We start from the raw sequence: 18,525 nt of genomic DNA, 5'->3' as shown, positions 1-18,525 counted from the left end.
TTATGAAAACCTCATTTACAATAAATCGCATTACTACAAGTTCTGGCATATTTAGAGTAAAAGGGCTGTGGTGCACCCAATACGAAAACATCGATAGCGTAGAAATAACCTCGCTACAAATAATGGGAACAGACGGTTGGGTACGTATAAGTCACCAATATGAAGAAAACGCCCAGTGCATAGAAACGTCATTACCTGCACTATTACTGCATTTAAAAGCGTAAATGGGGCTTAAACAGTGATTTTAGTAAAATAGCCCGTCGTAAAGTTTGACTTATATGGAGGCTATATTAAAGTAATAAATGGTCCCAAATGTGTGTTAAGTGTTTACTTTACCATGTAAAAGTCTTGGTTTTGGTTGAACTTTAAGCAAATTATTTAACGCTAGGGCAAATTTCATTTATCACGTAGATAAATTAGCCTCTGGATTTATAAATTTCATACCTCGAGTATTAGTAAGGATATTAATGTTTTTTTCTAATAGTAAACAAAACGAAATAGCATCTTTAAAAGCAGAGCTTTACCCACTACAACAAGTATGGGAAGGCCTTAATCGTGAAATGCTAGTAATTAATATTCTTTATGACGGACGAATTTCCCACGCAAACGAGCAGCTCCTTAATATGCTGGGCTATCGAGAAAATCATATTATTAATACTCCGCTTTTGGATATTATTTCTGAACATTCCCAGCACTCTGACGAGTACAAAAGCTTACAAAAAGCGATTAAAAAAGAGGGCCACTGGGGGGCGCGTTACAATTTATTCGCCAAGACGGTCAAGTAGAGTGGTTACGTTTAATTGTTCACCCTGTAAAAGGAGAACAAGATCAGCTTTTATATTTTTCTATTTTTTGTACTGTATTAACCAAAACAATTTCAGCATCGCGTGAGCAAAGTGACACAATCAAGGCGATTTACCGATCAATGGCGGTTATTGAATTTGATTTAGAAGGACATGCATTAAAGGCTAATCAGCAATTTTTAGATGCAATGGGCTACAAAGAAAAAGAAATATTAGGCCAACATCACCGTATTTTTTGTGAGCGCGAAGAGTCAGAATCACAAGAGTATCAGGCCTTTTGGTCAAAACTCAGGCAAGGACAGTTTATAGCGTCTCGATTTAAACGTGTTGATAAGCATGGCAACATTGTCTGGTTAGAGGCCTCTTATAACCCTATTTCTAATGATGCCGGAAAGCTTTATAAAGTAATGAAGTTTGCGACTGTCATTACGGAGCAAGTAAACCGAGAAATTGCGATTTCTCAAGCTGCCGAAATTGCCTACAGCACCTCAACACAAACAGATAAAAAAGCAGAACAAGGCGCTGAAGTAATTAAAGACACCGTGGCTGTTATGACAGAGCTTGCTATAAATATGGAGCAAGCGGCCAGCGAAATCTCTGCATTGGATCAACAATCTCAACAAATAGCGAGTATTGTTCAAAGCATTAGTAGTATTGCAGAGCAAACTAATTTACTTGCACTCAATGCAGCTATTGAGGCCGCCCGTGCTGGTGAGCAAGGTCGGGGGTTTGCCGTTGTAGCAGACGAAGTTCGTTTACTCGCATCACGCACATCTAAAGCAACAGAGGAAATTGTTGAAGTTGTACAGCGTAACCAATCGCAAACCCAAAACACGGTTGATGTAATCGAAAAAGGGAAAGAAAAAGCAGAGCAAGGCTTAGCTTTATCTAAAGAGTCGGGCAATGTTATGAGTGAAATACAAAATGGTGCTCAAGAAGTTGTAAATGCTATAGGGCAATTTACAAGCGAGCTTAAAGGTCAATAAAGTCAGTTAAAAATTTTTGCCAAGGCTAAACCACGTTTAGGCTTGGCAAAATAGATTGCACTCCTCAGCTATATTTTTTACAAACCCACCATATAATTCCAAAAAAGACAATTTTTAAATTATTGATTAAAAATAAATTTTGTTTTGTATCCTATATAAATGATAATAAATTGTTGCATTTTTGTTCTTTGTTCCTAATACTGGTCATTGTCTGGACTGATCAGTCATACTAATTTGCTTAACTAAGTACATTACTAAAGGCAGGTAAAATAGGGTTATAACTCGCTGATAGTAGAGTCAGGTTATTTTCTCTAATGCTTAATATTGCAGATCAGTAAAAAAAGACATTAATAGTGAATACCTTAACTAATAATATTTAACACACACATTAAGGAATTTTATGAACAACACACACACACACAAGTGGATAAAACCTCAGCATATAATGGGCGCATGCCTTGCTATGCTAATGAGTTTTTCAGCTGCAAGTAAAGATCACAAAATAATATTAATTCATGGTTTGCAGGTATCTCAAATAACCAATAAATCAGGTAGCGACGTTGTAAATGATGGCGAAACATATTGGCAGTCGTATTGGAATAATAGAGCAGATGAACGAATTGATTGGCCTGCCTACGAGCGTGTTGAAGGTAAAATAGCAACAGATTGGGTTTGGCCTAAATTAAAGCAATTATCACGCTCAAACTTATGTGCTGATGGCTGTGTATTAGTGACACACTCTACTGGGGATTTAATTGCTCGCCATATTATTGATAACCAAGCAAACTGGTTAGAAAACGCAGGGCTTTCTCCACTCAATATTGTTGCTACATTTGATTTAGCCGGTGCTGGTGGCGGTAGTGAACTTGCTGATGTTGCTGTAAGCGCACTTACAGGTGCATCGTGGAATTTTGCTATAGATGCAGCACTTAGATGGTGGCTAGGAAGCGATGTTACCGAAGCGGTTGGCGTGTTACACGATTTAAAAGTAAATAATGCGCGTAAAATATCTCCATTTCCAGATGCGCGTACACCTCGTTTACGTTTTGTTGCCGACGGTAATGAATACTTAGGGATCACAGGCGCATTTTTAAAAGGTAATGATGATTCGGTTGTTGCGTCGCACTCATCATGTGGTGCAAGCTCAGCACGATCATTTGGTAGTTGTAGCAGCAGTATTGATACTGATGGTCGATTAAAATCACAAAGTGATGCGGTAAATAGTTTTATGCCTAACCATTACCCTATGATGATGAGTGACAGCTACAGCCATAATGAAATTCATAATGCTCAGCGTAAAGGTAATGTAACCATTGCTATGAATAACATTAATGTCGACGGACAAAATGTTGGCTTTAATACATTTGATCAAACAACAGGGTCGTGGTTTTGGAAAAAGAACTACCGTTATATTAAAAACTCAAACACAACGAGTGCTTCTGCATTAATTTATAATGTGATCCCATAAACGTTAAATGTGCAGCTTAATTAAGCTGCACTTTTTATAAGGATTGAGCTATTAATGATAAAAAAAATCCTAGTAGTCGTTTCAATAATGGCTGTATTGGCTTTATTAGTTTGGCCCTCTCAAGAAGAGGCTAAAGTTGAAGTCGCTGTTGTTAAGATAAAACAGCCTTTGCCCGCTGAGAGTAAATTAAACATACAAGCAACCTCTGCAAACTTATCCGCTAAATCACTACAAAAACAAAAAGTAACAACAGATTATAATAGCAACTTAGCAAAAGCAGCTGAGCAGGTTGCCACTCAATATGAGCATGCGCTTAAATATCCGCCATATTCACAACCATTGTCTGAATTTGATGAAGACCGTTTAAAACCTAATCAATTTTACCCTGTTGACAGTCCAATAGACGACAAAGGAAATGCGGTTACAGTCAGCCTTAGTAAATATAGGTTTGTGTATCCAGAAGAAATAACATTAAAAGTCAGCGCAGGTGGCCTTAAAAATGTGAATGTAGAGCTTGCCAATACAGATACAAAAGAGACTGTAACAACCTATAAAAGTAATGCACAAGATGGCGAAGCCAATGTTATTTTTAAAGCTGAGGAAGACTATCCGCGAAATTTACAAATATTTGTTGAAGCAAATGTTGATGGAAAACAAACCCCTGTAGTGGCGCAAATTCAATATATGCCACCGAGTGCGACACTTATTGGTTTTGAGTCGGCATACCCACAAAGCGAAAACATGCTTATACCCGCCAATTTAAAAGTAGTAAAAAAGGGCTTGTACCGTATTCGGGCGAACCTTTTTACTGGCGACACACCACTTGCGCACTTGGTGAGTAAACAACGTTTAAGTGAAGGAAGCCAAACTATTGATTTAAAAGCGCACTGGTCAATTTTGCCGCAAGGCATGGCTGATATGCGTTTGAGTGGATTTGTAATTGAAAGGATGTCGCCAAGTCCTGGCGAGCGAAACAGTTTTGGTAACAGTGAAATTAGCCACTTTGATATAAATGACTTTCCTTTTGACAGTTTACAACAGCTGCCATACCAACCTAATGAGCAAGAAAAATTAAGCTTGGAGTTTTTAAAAGGATTAGCCGACGGTTAAACTAGTTTTGGGTTTGCTTTAATGCAAACCCAAAAATACAACTTAGTTAGCTTAAGTTTATTGTAACAACGCCAGCGTTTTCTTCGTCTGTATCGCTGTTGACAGGCACTTTAGGAATATCTGGCTTGTCGAGTGCAATATCGCCGCCATCAATCACTTCACCCGTTTTTAGGTTTTCAAAATCAAATAATTCAGCATCGGCTAAATGAGATGGCACAACATTTTGCATGGCTGTAAAAATACTCTCAATGCGACCCGGATGATCTTTATTCCATTGCGCTAACATGTTTTTTGTATGTTTACGCTGCAAGTTTTCTTGAGAACCACACAAGTTACACGGAATGATAGGATAGCCTTGAGTAAACGCGTATTTGCTAATGTCTGCTTCTTTACAGTAGGCAAGCGGGCGGATAACCATATGCTCGCCGTTGTCGCTCATTAATTTAGCAGGCATACTTTTTAGTTTTCCACCATAAAACATGTTTAAAAACAGTGTTTCAATCATGTCGTCACGGTGATGACCAAGAGCAATTTTAGTTGCACCAAGCTCTTTAGCTGTGCGGTATAAAATACCACGGCGTAAGCGAGAACACAGCGAGCAGGTGGTTTTACCTTCAGGAATTATGTCGGTTACAATACTGTAGGTATCTTCTTCTACAATTTTGTACTCTACATCGAGTTTATCTAGGTACTCTGGCAATACATGTTCAGGGAAGCCGGGCTGCTTTTGGTCTAAATTAACAACTACAAGATCAAATTTAATGGGGGCAACACGTTTAAGGTGCTGCAGCATTTCAAGCATTGTATAGCTATCTTTACCACCAGAGAGGCAAACCATTATACGGTCACCTTCTTCAATCATGTTAAAGTCCATAACCGCTTGGCCAGTTAAACGGCGTAAACGCTTTTGTAACTTATTAAAGTTATATTGAGCTTTGGCTTGAGCTGAGTTAGACACTACGCCCCCTTAGTAAACAATGCAGCAAATTACTTGCTAGAAATAAAGGGGCGTATTATATGTTATTAGCATATCGGGAGCTACAGCAAAATTTATTAATCTTTTGCCAGTGGGCTAACGTAGCCGTCTGGTTTTAGTGCTAATACATCGCAGTCTAGGCTATCTATTACATGCTCTGCAGTATTGCCAACTAGCGCAGCACTTAACCCTGTACGTCCAACAGTTCCAATAACCACTAATTCACTATTCAAACGATTTGCAATATCAGGAATTACACCTTCTGGTAAGCCTTCTTCAATAAAGCATTGCTCAGTAGTTAATGTAAATTCAGTAGCCAGTGCATTAGTTGATTCTATATGGTGTTTTTTAACTGATTCGTTGTAAAGACTTGGATTAAACTCTGGTATTTCAATAGCTATATTAATAGGGGTGGCAGGATATGCATTGACTAAGTTAAGTTTTGCATTAGCAAGCTCACATAAAAATTGCGCGTCTTTAATTATTCGTTTGTTTAACGCTATATGCTGATCATTTTCGCTCACTGCGTTAACAGCAGCTAAAATATTGCCATTTTCAGGCCATGCCATTTCTTTTACAAATAATACTGGAGTAGGGCATTTACGTACCAAATGCCAATCTGTAGGGGTAAATATCACTGATTTTAGTGCACCATGTTGATGAGTGCTTTTAATGACTAAATCGTAATTTTGATCGATAACTGTTTCAATAATGGCTTCGTAAGGGCGGTTATGCCAAACAACTAATGTTTCAATATTTAAGTTATTGTAAGGTGAAACTAAATCGTTGAGCCAGAGTTCGCGGTCTTTTAAAACGGCTTCGCGCATCGCTTCACGCTCATCGCCTGAAAGCATCGTTGTCATTTCATAAGAGAAGTCATAGACCGTCATGAATGCTGTAATTGTTGCGCCAGATTTTTTTGCCAGTTCGACTGAGCGCGCTAAACCATGTTGATCGTCTTTGGTAGGGTCAATAACCGCGAGAATGCGTTTAATTGTGTTCATGTGCTACTCCATTTATCTAACTGGTGTACTTTTAGTGTAACTCAAATACAAAACAGTTAAAGGCTTAGCACATAAATTGTTGTTCTATATCAATGTATACCTATTTAACAATGGCTGCTGCTTTAGCGAGTGCATCATTATCTAAAATAGTAATAAACTTGCCTTCTACTTTAATTAAATCGGCTTTTTGAAAGCGACTTAATAAACGGCTAATGGTTTCTACTGTAAGGCCTAAGTAATTACCTATTTCACCACGGGTCATAGTAAACCTAAACTCTTTACGCGAAAAACCACGCTCACCAAATCGCTCAGACAAGTTATAAATAAAACTAGCTAGGCGTTCTTCTGCCGATTTTTTGTTAAGCAGTAAAAGCATTTCTTGATCGTAGGTAATTTCACTGCTCATTAAACGCATTATTTGCTGGCGTAGTTTAGGTAATTTACCTGCAAGCTCGTCAAGAGTGTCGAAGGGAATTTCGCAAATCATTGAGGTTTCTAGGGCTTGAGAAAAGCTCTGATGTGCCATTTTACTAATGGCATCAAAACCAACTAAATCACCTGCTAAATGAAAGCCTGTAATTTGCTCATCACCTTGCTCAGACAAGGTGTATGATTTAAATGAGCCAGAGCGTACAGCATAAATCGCTTTTAATGGTGCACCCGATTCAAATAAATAGTCACCTTTGTGTAATGGTTTTTTTCGCTCAATAATTTCGTCAAGCTTATCCATTTCTTGGCCATTTAACGAAAACGGTAAGCACAACTGGCTTATGCTGCAGTTATTACAGCTAATAGCACAATTACCTTTAGCGCGACTTTGAGTGAAATCCATAATTTTATCCGTTTTAGTTTTTATATACAGAGGGAAATAAACCTGAAAAGGTTAATACATTTTAACATTAATGTACTAACTTGTCGGTTGCAATAATCAATAAGTAGATACCATACCAAATTATAACACTGCCTAATACTATTCGGGTCCAAGGATGATTTATAATGCTATTGAGTTTTTGCGCAGTGATCCCTACTGTGATCATGGCAGGAAATGTACCTAGTGCAAAACATAGCATAACCATTGCGCCATCAAATGCTGTGGGGCTCGTCATTGCCCAGGTTAGCGCTGAATAAACCAAACCGCACGGAAGCCAGCCCCATAAAGCCCCGTAGCCTATGGCTTTAACTGTTGAGTCAACCGGCATTAAATATTTGTTAAGCTTAACAATATGCCGCCAAATAAGTGTTTTACCCACTTTTTCAAGCCATTGAAGTGTAGGTCCTAAGCGCATTATGTAAACGCCTACCAACAGCATAAAAATTGCTGCAATAAATGAAAGCGTTATAGAAAATGATGTGTTTTGTTTAGCAAATTGGCTGCTTATACCCGCAACGAGTGAGCCTGCAAGCATGTAACTTATTGCTCGCCCTATATTATAAGCAAATGAATAGGTAAGTGTTTTACGTTTGTCGCTGGCTAATTGTAAAGAGCTGGCAATTCCTCCACACATTGCTATGCAGTGGCCGCTGCCAATCAAACCCATTAAAAATGCGCTAATGTATAAAGGGTCAATCATTACTTTTGTTATGCTGCTCTTTGTCATCTTCAAACAAAATACTGTGGCCTTGTTTGTTCAAATCAGAAAACTGCTCGCTTCTTACCGCCCAAAAAAATACACCAATGGCAATAAGCACAAACAATATGGCAATGGGGATCAAAATATAAATTATGCTCATAACTTTAATAGCCTTAGTGAATTACAAATCACAATAATTGAGCTGGCAGACATACCAATGACGGCCATCCATGGAGCAACTAACCCAAGTGCTGCAAGCGGTAATATTGAACCATTATATAATAAAGACAATGTTAGGTTTTGTTTAATAATACGCCGAGTCTGTTTAGCTATATTGAGTAAGTGATCAATAGACGCTAAATCGCTATTTAGCAGTACAACATCGGCGCTGTTTTTTGATATATCAGCGCCAGTTTCCATTGCAATAGACAAATGGGCACTTGCAAATACAGGGCTATCGTTTATGCCATCACCCACCATAGCGACCACCTCATTTTGAGATGAAAATGCCTCTACGGCTGTTTGTTTATCTTGTGGTGAGCAACCAGATTGCACGCTGTCTAAGTTTAATTGCTTAGCTACTTTTTTGCCCGCATCTGACGCATCGCCAGTAAGCATGTGGCAAGTTAATTGCTGCCCATGTAACGATTTAATTAAACTTTGAGCATCGTGCTTTACTTTATCGACAAAATAAAAACGTGCCACAACGTGTTTGTTTATATACAAACTGGCTTGCGCGTTTGTTTTTTTACTGTCAAACCAACCACTTTTACCTATAGCGTAGTGGGTGGTTTCATCTTTTGCACTAATCCCTAAACCTGCGTGCACTTCAATGTTATGAAGACTATGCTTTGCTGGAGTGTAGCCGTCAAATGCACTTGCAATCGGGTGCTCAGAAAAGCGCTCCAACATTGCTGCAATAGCCATTACATCATCTTTTGAGTAGCTGTTGTCGATAATATCTACTTCATCAAGGCTAAATTTACCTTGTGTGAGTGTGCCTGTTTTATCAAACGCAAATAAGGTTAGTTTTGAAAGGGTTTCAAGTACATGGGCTTGTTTAATTAAAATCCCCTTTTTGGTTAGGCTGGCAATTGCACAGGTTAGAGCTGTCGGTATTGCTAGGCTTAAAGCGCAAGGGCAGGTTGCGACTAATACTGAAATAGTAATCCAAAAAGCATGCTCGGGATCAATTTGATACCAACCAATGGCAGTCAACGAGGCAAATACCAATAAGCAAGCTACAAACCCTTGTGCTACTTTATCGGTTATTTCGACCAGCTTAGGCCGCTTTGTGAGCGCATTGTGCTGCAGACGAATAATTTGATTTAAAAGGGTGTTTTGACCTATTTTATTTATTTTAATTTCAATAACACCATCGTGGTTTACACAGCCGGCATACACATTATGGCCTATGAATTTGTTAACCGGTTGGTGTTCGCCGGTCATCATTGATTCATCAACCGTCGTTTTACCTTTAATGAGTTCGCCGTCGGCGGGAATGGTTTCACCTGCTTTAATAAGTACAACATCATTAAGTTTAAGCTTTTTAGCCGCAATAATTAGCTCTTCACCACTATCTGTAAGCGTGCGAGCTGTTAGAGGTAATAGCTTTTGAAGGTTTGCTGTGTATTCACTCGCTTTTAAACGCGCTCTAAATTCTAAATATTTACCTAATAATAATAAAAAGGTAAACATGCAAATAGATTCAAAATATACCTCACCAACTTGCATAACAGTTGCATAACAACTGGCTCCGTAGGCGCCAAAAATTGCTAAAGAAACAGGTAAATCCATATTAAGCTGTTTAGCTTTTAAGCCGTTAATTGCGTTGGTTAAGAAGGGCAGCGCACTATACAAAATAACAGGAGAAGCTAATACAAGGCTTATCCATCTAAAGTACTGTTCAAAATTACTATCCATACCTGAAAACATGCCAAAATACATGGCAAATGCAAACATCATTACTTGCATTGTCATTAGGCCTGCCACACCCAAGCGGCGAATGTATGCTTTTGCTAGTTTGTTGTTTTTGTTGTGCTTCGGTATCGGCCTGAAATGGATATGCTTTGTAGCCTATTTTAGCCAAGGCGGTAATAACATCACTCAGGGGAGTTGCTGTTTTGTCCCATTGGATCATCGCACGGTTAGTTGAGGTATTTACATCTACCCGTTTTACAGTGTTTAAACTCAATAATTGCTTTTCTATAAGCCACGCACATGCGGCGCACGTAATGCCTTCAACACTCAGTAATACCTCTGAAATATTGTTACTTGTGGCTATAAATTCACCTTGAATATCTTCGTTGTCGTAACTTTTAATAAATGCCAATTGCTCAGGAACAAGTTGCTCTACTTTACCCGCACTGACTGTGCGGTATTTGTAGTAATCAGTCATTCCTTGCTCAACAATATTTTGCGCTACGGCCTGGCAGCCAATGCAACACATTGGCTGAGGGGTATCGTCTATTGTTACTGTGGCGCTAAATCCCTTTGGCACACTTTCAAGGCAATGAAAGCAAGAATTAGACATAATAATAACTACTTATAGTTAGGCGTAACTAAAACGGTTTCAACCGTAGGTAGGGTAATGTTTTCTTTTAGTTTCCATGTTTTATCGATAGGTTCAACAAAAATGGAATAGGCACCTTCAGTGTAATTTTCAAGAAGTGCGGTGAATTCTTTGTTTGCATTAGCTGTAAGTGTTGCTTCAAAGTCGTGTGCTTTGATTGTACGGTGGTAAAACGACACTTTTAAAGCCGATACATTACTGCTATCGCCTTTGGTAAATTTAAAACTCACTCGGTCGTTAGTTACGGCTAATTCACCATGTAAGTAAAGTGCTTTTGCTTTCTCGAACTTACTGAGCTCTAAATTAATTGCTTTACCTTTTTTATAGTAATCATCAACGACCATATCTGGGCCATTGCCAATTGCCGTTATTAGTAAAGTAATACAGCCAACAATAGCTGCTAGCGGGAAAAAATTAAAAACCAAGGCCAAAAGTTTTTATACCACGGAGTAGGTTGCATAGTGACTCTAATATTAGTTTTGAAGAGGTTATTTTATAGTAATTGTACGTAAAAGACTAAAAAAAAGCCTCCAAGTGGAGGCTTTTTTGATCTGGATTAATCTATTGAATTTAATAAATTAATTTATAAACATTCTATTAACAGCGTGCTTATTTATCTTGCGATAAGTTGTAAACGTACGCAGTTAAAAGGTGGATTTTATCTTCACCTAAAATGTCTTTCCACGCTGGCATTACACCGGCACGACCGTTAAGCAGTGTTTCTTCAACGGCACGTTGAGAACCACCGTATAACCATATGTTATCGGTTAAGTTTGGTGCGCCAAACGGTAGGTTATGAGCAACTGACCCTTTGCCGTCAGCACCGTGACACGCTGCACACATAGCAAACTTAGCTGCACCAGCGGCTGCATCTTTTTGGTTAACTGTACGACCAGAAAGGCTCAACACGTGTGCTGTCATTTCTTTTATACCTTGCTCACCTAATGCTGCACCCCAAGGAGGCATAGCTGCAACACGACCAATTAGGAGTGTTTCTCTAATTTTGTCTGGTGTGCCACCATATAACCAGTCTTTATCAGTTAGGTTAGGGAAGCCAATACCACCACGCGCGTCAGACCCGTGACATTGTGCACAGTTTTGAGAGAATAAACGCTGACCAATTTCTAGCGCTAATTGACCATCTGTTTGCTCATGCTCTGTGCCATTTTCAAGAGCTAGCTGCTGCGCTGCATCACCATCAATTTTAGATTGAACTAAATCTAAAACAGGTACTTTTGCAAGTCGGTTAAAAATAGGACCAAAACGCTCTTCTGCTGCTTCATACTCTTTATCAAGTTTTACAAAACGGCCTTCTTCAGCTGCTAACTTAACGGCTTCTTTCGATTCCGCTAAAGAGGTAATACCCTGATTAGAGCTTGTCCATTTACCTAACCCTTCCCAGTTACCTAAACCTGGGTATGCTGCTAGGTAATAAACAGACCAAATAAACGTTGCGAAGAACATGTAAGTCCACCACTTAGGTAGCGGATTGTTCAGTTCGGTAATACCGTCATACTCATGCCCACAATCTTCACCTTCTTCAACACCAGCGTAGTTTTTTAAGTTCCACACTAATAGGCCAAAGATAATAAGTAAGCATGCTAGGGTTAAAACAATAACCCAAATACTCCAAAAGCTAGTCATTTTTCAGACTCCTTTTCCTCGTTAGAGAGTGTGTTGTTATGTTTTTTTTCATCTTCAAAAATGGCATTAGCAGCGTCGTCAAAACGATTTTTGGTACGCTTGCTGTATGCCCATACAACAATCACAATAAACAATACTAAAATTACCAGAGTTAAAATGCCTCTGTATGTTCCGTAATCCATAATAATTACTTCAAGTGCGTGCCAAGCTGTTGCAAATAAGCGATAAGGGCTTGCATTTCTGTTGCACCTTTACCGTCATTCATTGCATCAACTTTGGCAACGTCAGCTATTAGTTCTTCATCGCTACCGTAACCTAAACCCGGATGTTTTGGGTTTTCTGGGTTAATAGCGAATGTATCACGGAAAATTTGTAGTTTTTTCAGAGTTAAGCTGGTATCAACGGTGTTCTCTGCTAACCAAGGGAAACCTGGCATATTAGACTCAGGAACCACATCCCGCGGGTTCACTAAGTGAGCATAATGCCAATCGTCCGAGTAACGTTTACCAACACGAGCAAGGTCAGGTCCAGTACGTTTAGAACCCCATTGGAAAGGGTGATCCCATACTGACTCGCCTGCTACAGAGTAGTGGCCGTAACGTTCAACTTCGTCACGAAAAGGGCGAATCATTTGCGAGTGACAGTTATAACAACCTTCACGCACGTAAATATCGCGACCTTCCATTTCTAACGCATTTAGAGGACGTAAGCCATCTACTGGTTTTGTTGTGTCGTCTTGGAACATAAGTGGAGTAATTTCAACTAATGCACCAAAGCTAATAGCAAAAACAGTCAGTATGGCCATAAGACCAACGTTTTTTTCTACTATTTCGTGTTTGTTTTGTGAATTTTTATTGCTCATCATCTCACTCCGTTATGCTAATTGTGCTTGCGCGTCTAACTTCAGTGATTCTTTTTCAGCTGAAATTGTACGGAAAACGTTATAAGCCATAACTAACATACCTGTTACGATGAATACACCGCCAACAAAACGCATTATGTAGAAAGGATGTGATGCTTCTAAAGACTGAACAAAGCTATACATTAATGTACCGTCAGCATTTACTGCACGCCACATAAGACCTTGCATTACACCTGAAATCCACATTGCAACAATGTATAAAACAACACCAACAGTGTGTAACCAGAAGTGTGTGTTAACAAGCTTAATGCTGTACATACGACCTTGTGCAAATAGTGCAGGGATAAGGTGATAAATAGCACCAATAGAAATCATAGCTACCCAACCAAGTGCACCTGAGTGAACGTGGCCTACAGTCCAATCTGTGTAATGAGATAACGCGTTCACAGATTTAATTGCCATCATTGGGCCTTCAAACGTAGACATACCGTAGAAAGATAATGATACAACTAAGAAACGAAGTACTGGGTCAGTACGCAGTTTATGCCACGCACCCGATAAGGTCATTATACCGTTAATCATACCGCCCCAAGATGGAACGAATAAGATAATTGACATAACCATACCTAAACTTTGCGTCCAATCTGGAAGTGCAGTGTAGTGAAGGTGATGAGGACCAGCCCAAATGTATAGAGATACAAGCGCCCAAAAGTGAACGACCGATAAACGGTAAGAGTATACAGGGCGACCTGCTTGTTTAGGTACAAAGTAGTACATCATACCTAAGAAACCAGCGGTTAATAAGAAACCTACAGCGTTATGACCGTACCACCATTGAACCATCGCATCTACTGCACCTGCATAGATAGAGTATGATTTAGTTAACGATACAGGCACTGCCATGCTGTTCACAATGTGCAGTACTGCAACAGTGATGATAAAGCCAGCATAGAACCAGTTAGCAACGTAGATATGCGATACCTTACGTTTAATTAAAGTACCAAAAAATACAACTGCATAAATAATCCAAACAACAGCGATTAGAATATCGATTGGCCATTCTAGTTCAGCGTATTCTTTAGAGCTTGTAATACCTAATGGTAAAGTAATTACTGCTAATACGATAACTAGCTGCCAGCCCCAAAATGAAATTGCGGCAAGTTTGTCTGAGAAAAGGCGCGTTTGACAAGTACGTTGTACGACGTAATAAGACGTCGCAAAAAGTGCACTTGTACCAAATGCGAAAATTACTGCGTTCGTGTGTAACGGACGTAGTCGAGAGTAAGTTAACCATGGTGTATCAAAGTTAAGTGCTGGCCAAGCTAATTGGGCAGCAATCAGAACCCCAATACTCATGCCAACGATGCCCCAAATCACTGTCATAATAGCGAATTGGCGTACAACTTTATAGTTATACTCAGTTTGTGATGCTACTGTTTGGCTCATTTTCTGGCTTCCGCTGCAATAAATGCGTTTAGAAATGAATTACCCACTTAAAAAGTGGGGCCTACTATTACTTCACAAGCATGTTACCTAAAACGTTCAAAGCATGAATGCTTCAGAAAACAAACTCGAGAAACCCTAATTTTTGCGAGGGAAATAATAAATTTTTTGGCCTAAAAAAGATAGGTCAATTACGTAATATTATGACATCAATCAAACTTTGTGGCTTTGTTGTCTATTTTTTGATTAGCTGAGTGCCTAAATTTGATTATTTAGTGGGCCATGCTTGTCATTTATAAGCTTGATTATTAGTATCTGCTTTTATTCGGAGCGAATTTTTATGAAAGCAACCCAATTATGTTATGTGTTTTTGCTACTTTTATTGTTGACCGCCTGTGATTTTGATAATCAAAAAGACGCAAGAATACATAAAAATTCAAACTGCGAACCTAATCAAGAATGTACCTTCCCAAATAAAGTGAAAGTGTGGCTCAGTGATCAATCTCTTTCACCTGAAACACCTTTTACAATTTTCAGCAAATTACCCAACAATACAAAAATCAGCCAAGCAAAATTAAAAGGCATAACTATGTACATGGGATTTATCCCGCAGCAGTTTGTACAGCAAGGAGATTTGTGGCAAAGCGAAACCATGGTTGGCATTTGCTCAGAAAACAATATGCTTTGGACCCTTGAATTAACTGTTATAAATACAATCACTTCAACCGAAGATACCCTTAACTATTACTTTTATGTTACCTACTAACGAGCTTTAATAATATTACGAATTAACCAGTTAACCGATCACGTTTTATCCCAAATTTGTTGTTTACCTAAGCTTATAAACTTTTCTTTTTGATAGGCTCAAACTTGAACCGGTAATACCAATGCGCAGCAAAACGTAATTAATTAAATGCACTAACCCTTCAGTCATTAGTGCTAAAATTTCAAAAAATACATCTAAAACTAATTTTTTAATTAGTCCTGTCAAAAGTGCGTAGTCACAAAGTTAAGCTTTCGCAAATGCCGGATTTGTTCCAGCCAACTAATTTGATTTATAACCATAGTTAATATCAACATCTCACATTATTCATATAGTGTAGACCAAATTTTGAGCAGTTATACCCAAGAAAAATAAGCGAACTTATTATTCACTATGAACCAAAAGCTTTTCTTATGAGTTAGCAACTTTCAGGTGCTTTTACCTTTTTAATAATGGGGTGTGATTAAGTTGTTAATACCTGAATCATTGCTAAACAACAGGTGTAATTACATTTGATTACAAAGTAGAGGTGTTTGATTTCATCTGTACTTTAATTGTATAAAAATTATTTTAACTTATTAATTTTAAATTGTATTTTTATATTAACAATGAAACAAGTAGTAACCTTTGTACCTTTTTTAGGTTGGTCTTTTTTGTCTTTGTCAAAAACCACTCAAGCGTTAAGTTTTCGTTCAGTTAAGTGCGCTTAAGTTGCCTGCCGACTCATTCTTCTTATAACAAATGAGCATTACCAATCTTGGTAAATTCCAACAAGTAGGATTCTTTCATGACTAAATCGACTCTTGGTCTAGCTGTAATAGCAGCCATCCCAATGTTTTCAAGTGTACATGTACTAGCAGCAGACGAAGCTGCAAATTCAATCGAAAAAATTCAGGTCACGGGTTCACGTATCAACCGTACTGATATGGAAACAGCCAGTCCAATTACCGTTATTGGCGATGACTTTATTGCAAAAAGTGGTTTCACTTCTGTTGCCGACATTCTCTCAACTCAGCCATCTGCTGCGGGTATAAGCCTTGGTGCTTCAAGTAATAATGGTTCAGGTGGTTCTGCAACTGTTAACTTACGTGGCATGGGGTCACAACGTACCCTAGTGTTATTAAATGGTCGTCGTATGGTTTCTTCTGGTACCGGTGCAGACTCTTCAGTTGATTTAAATACCATTCCTGTTGCAATGATCAAATCAATTGAAATCTTAAAGGATGGTGCATCAGCGGTGTATGGATCTGATGCAATTGCTGGTGTTGTTAACATTATCACTAAAAAAGATTTTGAAGGTACTGAGCTTAATGTTGAAGGAAGTCGCACAACTAAGGGTGATGGTAACAACTACGGTACTAGCTTATTACACGGCATGCAGGTTGCCGATGGTAACTTAGTTGTTGGTGCACAGTTTTCAAGCCGTGGCGAGGTGATTCAATCAGATCGTAGCTTTGTGCCTGCAGGGCAGTCTTCGTTTATTCCACAAGGTACGCTAGGCGGTAAAACATACGAAGGTAATGGTGAGTTTGCAGATAGAACAACGTCGTACGACTTTACTACATCGAGTTATGCACAAACACCAAACGATCTGTACAGTTTATTTACAAGCTTTGATAAAGAGCTAGACGCTGATACCACATTCAATGTTGACCTTATGTATACACGCCGTGATTCATCACAACAATTGGCACCTCAACCAGCCAGTGTAGATTTACTGACAGCAAACCTTGATAACGAATACACCAATGCGTTTATTGTCGACGGTGAGCTTGCCGATTCGCTAGAGTATCGCAGAAGAATGGTTGATGCTGGCCCGCGAATATACGAGCAAACAACAGACACATACCGTGCATCAGTGGCATTACAAGGCGTCTTAGATAACGATGCAAGCTGGGATGTAAGTGCTACATACGGCAGAAACGACTCAAAAGATAAAGTACAAAACTCGATCAATGCAAGCCAAGTAGAGCAAAGTATTTACGCAAACCAAGCAATTTGGTTTAGTGGTGATGCACTTAGCCGTGACTTTTTAACTGCTAACGATTCTATTTACACTGAAAGCAATGAAGGTGGAAATGAGCAGTTTATCTTATCTGCAGGTTACAGCGCACTAACCGATAACGATATTGGTTACGCAATAGGTATAGAGAACCGTTTTGAAAGTGGTTTTTACACACCCGATTTAATTACACAATTGGGTCAAAGTACAGCAGCACAGCAAGACCCTACTGAAGGTGACTATTCGGTACAGTCTATCTACTTTGAAACATCGATGCCGGTATTAGAAGTCGTGACACTTGAAGGGGCTGCACGTTACGATAATTACTCTACGTTTGGTGGTGAAACAACCTGGAAACTGGGTGCTACATGGGATGTAACAGATTCATTTATGGTTCGTTCTGTTCTAGCCACCGGCTTTAGAGCGCCAAATGTTGCTGAACTATTTGGTGGCAACTCGGGCTCTTACGATTACCTAGCCGATCCATGGGGTAACGAGCAAGACGCACAAATCTTGGTAAATTACACCAGTGATGCAGACTTACAAGCAGAAGAAAGCCGTTCGTTTACATTTGGTATGGTGTGGGAAGTAGTTGATGGTTTATCTACAACACTTGACTACTGGAAGTTTGACATTACAAACGCCATCACGCGTTTAGATGTACAAAACGAAATGAACAACTGTTTTGCGGGCGACACGCAGTCGTGTGATTCGGTAAATATTACCCCAGCGGGTGATTTATCAAACTTAAGCTCAGCATTAACCAATGTTGGCTCTCAAAAAACGTCAGGTATTGATTGGAACATTGGTTATACCGCCGACAACTACCGTATTAACTTAGATACAACCTACTTGGTTGAATTTGAGCAAGATGATATTGATTACACGGGGACTATTGACGGTAACATTGGTGGCTATTCTAAAATCAAATCTAACTTATCTGTAAACTACGATTTGTCTGATGCGTTTAGTGTACTTTATAACGCACGCTTTATTCGTGGCATGAGTGGCGACTACTACGGCGAGTCGTTCAGCACAGACAATATTATTTACCACGATATTTCAATGACGTACAACCTAAATGAGTCACTGAAAGTGACAGGTGGTATGAATAATATTTTTGATAAAGAGCCAGAAGAAGTACTTGGCGGAAATGACATGGGCACCGTACCTGAGATTTACGACGTAATTGGTTCACGAGTATTCGCAAGTATTAACTATAAGTTTTAACTTCAAACAAATACGTTAACCAGTGTTTAAGTTAAATATTTAAACTCGCAAGGCTCCGTGTTTACGGGGCCTTTTTTATTGAACAAATTAC

Annotated in this window: 16 protein-coding genes and 2 pseudogenes; 7 read left to right on the top strand and 11 right to left on the bottom strand. The window is 39.0% G+C overall.

Going from position 1 to position 18,525, the window contains the following annotated elements; all coding sequences use genetic code 11:
• Positions 1-2 precede the first annotated feature (2 nt).
• The 5 genes from P20480_RS16830 to P20480_RS16840 all read left to right on the top strand — a co-directional run bounded on the left by P20480_RS16830 (position 3) and on the right by P20480_RS16840 (position 4,367).
• A complete protein-coding gene (locus P20480_RS16830; protein WP_008126438.1) occupies positions 3-224 on the top strand; it encodes a hypothetical protein in 222 nt (73 codons plus the stop codon).
• A gap of 243 nt (positions 225-467) precedes the next feature.
• Positions 468-785 carry a PAS domain-containing protein gene (locus P20480_RS20055; protein WP_008126436.1) on the top strand — a complete coding sequence of 106 codons (318 nt, stop codon included), beginning with the start codon at positions 468-470 and terminating at the stop codon, positions 783-785.
• Between the two features lie 140 nt (positions 786-925).
• On the top strand, positions 926-1,789 hold the full coding sequence (locus P20480_RS19995; RefSeq protein ID WP_008126434.1) for a methyl-accepting chemotaxis protein: 864 nt from the start codon (positions 926-928) through the stop codon (positions 1,787-1,789).
• A 400-nt stretch (positions 1,790-2,189) separates the two neighbouring features.
• Complete coding sequence (locus P20480_RS16835; RefSeq protein ID WP_008126431.1) at positions 2,190-3,257, top strand: hypothetical protein; 1,068 nt, start codon at positions 2,190-2,192, stop codon at positions 3,255-3,257.
• 54 nt (positions 3,258-3,311) lie between these two features.
• A complete protein-coding gene (locus P20480_RS16840; protein ID WP_008126429.1) occupies positions 3,312-4,367 on the top strand; it encodes a hypothetical protein in 1,056 nt (351 codons plus the stop codon).
• 46 nt (positions 4,368-4,413) lie between these two features.
• On the opposite strand, the gene ttcA is transcribed toward P20480_RS16840, so the two are convergent.
• The 11 genes and pseudogenes from ttcA to ccoN all read right to left on the bottom strand — a co-directional run bounded on the left by ttcA (position 4,414) and on the right by ccoN (position 14,442).
• The gene (gene ttcA, locus P20480_RS16845; RefSeq protein ID WP_008126427.1) at positions 4,414-5,325 is read right to left on the bottom strand and encodes a tRNA 2-thiocytidine(32) synthetase TtcA; all 912 of its coding nucleotides are present in this window, start codon (positions 5,323-5,325) and stop codon (positions 4,414-4,416) included.
• A 95-nt stretch (positions 5,326-5,420) separates the two neighbouring features.
• A complete protein-coding gene (gene uspE, locus P20480_RS16850) occupies positions 5,421-6,347 on the bottom strand; it encodes a universal stress protein UspE (protein ID WP_008126425.1) in 927 nt (308 codons plus the stop codon).
• A gap of 100 nt (positions 6,348-6,447) precedes the next feature.
• Positions 6,448-7,179 carry an FNR family transcription factor gene (locus tag P20480_RS16855; protein WP_006794303.1) on the bottom strand — a complete coding sequence of 244 codons (732 nt, stop codon included), beginning with the start codon at positions 7,177-7,179 and terminating at the stop codon, positions 6,448-6,450.
• A 67-nt stretch (positions 7,180-7,246) separates the two neighbouring features.
• Entirely contained in the window at positions 7,247-7,918 is a 672-nt protein-coding gene (locus P20480_RS16860) for a sulfite exporter TauE/SafE family protein (protein ID WP_008126423.1), read from the bottom strand.
• Positions 7,911-8,078: a cbb3-type cytochrome oxidase assembly protein CcoS gene (gene ccoS, locus P20480_RS16865; protein WP_006794301.1), complete on the bottom strand. Its 168-nt coding sequence runs from the start codon at positions 8,076-8,078 to the stop codon at positions 7,911-7,913. Before ccoS ends, P20480_RS16860 begins: the two co-directional genes overlap by 8 nt.
• Positions 8,075-10,451, bottom strand: a pseudogene (locus tag P20480_RS17435) (heavy metal translocating P-type ATPase). Before P20480_RS17435 ends, ccoS begins: the two are co-directional and overlap by 4 nt.
• Before the next feature lie 8 nt (positions 10,452-10,459).
• Positions 10,460-10,950 (bottom strand): annotated as a pseudogene (locus P20480_RS16870) (FixH family protein).
• Between the two features lie 149 nt (positions 10,951-11,099).
• Complete coding sequence (locus P20480_RS16875) at positions 11,100-12,134, bottom strand: c-type cytochrome (protein ID WP_008126414.1); 1,035 nt, start codon at positions 12,132-12,134, stop codon at positions 11,100-11,102.
• Positions 12,131-12,316, bottom strand: a complete 186-nt coding sequence (locus tag P20480_RS16880) for a CcoQ/FixQ family Cbb3-type cytochrome c oxidase assembly chaperone (protein ID WP_006794297.1) — start codon at positions 12,314-12,316, stop codon at positions 12,131-12,133. The genes P20480_RS16875 and P20480_RS16880 overlap by 4 nt, the downstream gene beginning before the upstream one ends.
• A gap of 5 nt (positions 12,317-12,321) precedes the next feature.
• Positions 12,322-12,996 (bottom strand): cytochrome-c oxidase, cbb3-type subunit II, encoded by a 675-nt coding sequence (gene ccoO / locus P20480_RS16885; RefSeq protein ID WP_006794296.1) that lies wholly within the window; start codon positions 12,994-12,996, stop codon positions 12,322-12,324.
• A gap of 12 nt (positions 12,997-13,008) precedes the next feature.
• The gene (gene ccoN / locus P20480_RS16890; protein ID WP_006794295.1) at positions 13,009-14,442 is read right to left on the bottom strand and encodes a cytochrome-c oxidase, cbb3-type subunit I; all 1,434 of its coding nucleotides are present in this window, start codon (positions 14,440-14,442) and stop codon (positions 13,009-13,011) included.
• 337 nt (positions 14,443-14,779) lie between these two features.
• Here ccoN and P20480_RS16895 point away from each other — a divergent pair, with 337 nt between their 5' ends.
• Both P20480_RS16895 and P20480_RS16900 read left to right on the top strand, forming a co-directional pair.
• Positions 14,780-15,205, top strand: coding sequence for a hypothetical protein (locus P20480_RS16895; RefSeq protein ID WP_008126407.1), 426 nt, complete (start codon positions 14,780-14,782; stop codon positions 15,203-15,205).
• A gap of 784 nt (positions 15,206-15,989) precedes the next feature.
• Entirely contained in the window at positions 15,990-18,434 is a 2,445-nt protein-coding gene (locus P20480_RS16900; protein WP_008126401.1) for a TonB-dependent receptor, read from the top strand.
• Positions 18,435-18,525: the final 91 nt, after the last annotated feature.

Source organism: Pseudoalteromonas sp. BSi20480 (genome assembly GCF_000241365.1).
Lineage (GTDB): Bacteria > Pseudomonadota > Gammaproteobacteria > Enterobacterales > Alteromonadaceae > Pseudoalteromonas > Pseudoalteromonas marina.
The sequence above is the reverse complement of the archived record's forward strand: the minus strand, read 5'-3'. Positions and strand labels throughout refer to the sequence as shown.

Bases quoted from the DNA above. Each gene is read 5' to 3' on its own strand.
- P20480_RS16835 (WP_008126431.1), top strand. From the start codon at position 2,190: ATGAACAACACACACACACACAAGTGGATAAAACCTCAGCATATAATG.
- uspE (WP_008126425.1), bottom strand. From the start codon at position 6,347: ATGAACACAATTAAACGCATTCTCGCGGTTATTGACCCTACCAAAGAC.
- P20480_RS16855 (WP_006794303.1), bottom strand. From the start codon at position 7,179: ATGGATTTCACTCAAAGTCGCGCTAAAGGTAATTGTGCTATTAGCTGT.
- P20480_RS19995 (WP_008126434.1), top strand. From the start codon at position 926: ATGGCGGTTATTGAATTTGATTTAGAAGGACATGCATTAAAGGCTAAT.
- P20480_RS16840 (WP_008126429.1), top strand. From the start codon at position 3,312: ATGATAAAAAAAATCCTAGTAGTCGTTTCAATAATGGCTGTATTGGCT.
- ccoO (WP_006794296.1), bottom strand. From the start codon at position 12,996: ATGAGCAATAAAAATTCACAAAACAAACACGAAATAGTAGAAAAAAAC.
- ccoN (WP_006794295.1), bottom strand. From the start codon at position 14,442: ATGAGCCAAACAGTAGCATCACAAACTGAGTATAACTATAAAGTTGTA.
- P20480_RS16895 (WP_008126407.1), top strand. From the start codon at position 14,780: ATGAAAGCAACCCAATTATGTTATGTGTTTTTGCTACTTTTATTGTTG.
- P20480_RS20055 (WP_008126436.1), top strand. From the start codon at position 468: ATGTTTTTTTCTAATAGTAAACAAAACGAAATAGCATCTTTAAAAGCA.
- P20480_RS16860 (WP_008126423.1), bottom strand. From the start codon at position 7,918: ATGATTGACCCTTTATACATTAGCGCATTTTTAATGGGTTTGATTGGC.
- ccoS (WP_006794301.1), bottom strand. From the start codon at position 8,078: ATGAGCATAATTTATATTTTGATCCCCATTGCCATATTGTTTGTGCTT.
- P20480_RS16830 (WP_008126438.1), top strand. From the start codon at position 3: ATGAAAACCTCATTTACAATAAATCGCATTACTACAAGTTCTGGCATA.
- P20480_RS16900 (WP_008126401.1), top strand. From the start codon at position 15,990: ATGACTAAATCGACTCTTGGTCTAGCTGTAATAGCAGCCATCCCAATG.
- P20480_RS16880 (WP_006794297.1), bottom strand. From the start codon at position 12,316: ATGGATTACGGAACATACAGAGGCATTTTAACTCTGGTAATTTTAGTA.
- P20480_RS16875 (WP_008126414.1), bottom strand. From the start codon at position 12,134: ATGACTAGCTTTTGGAGTATTTGGGTTATTGTTTTAACCCTAGCATGC.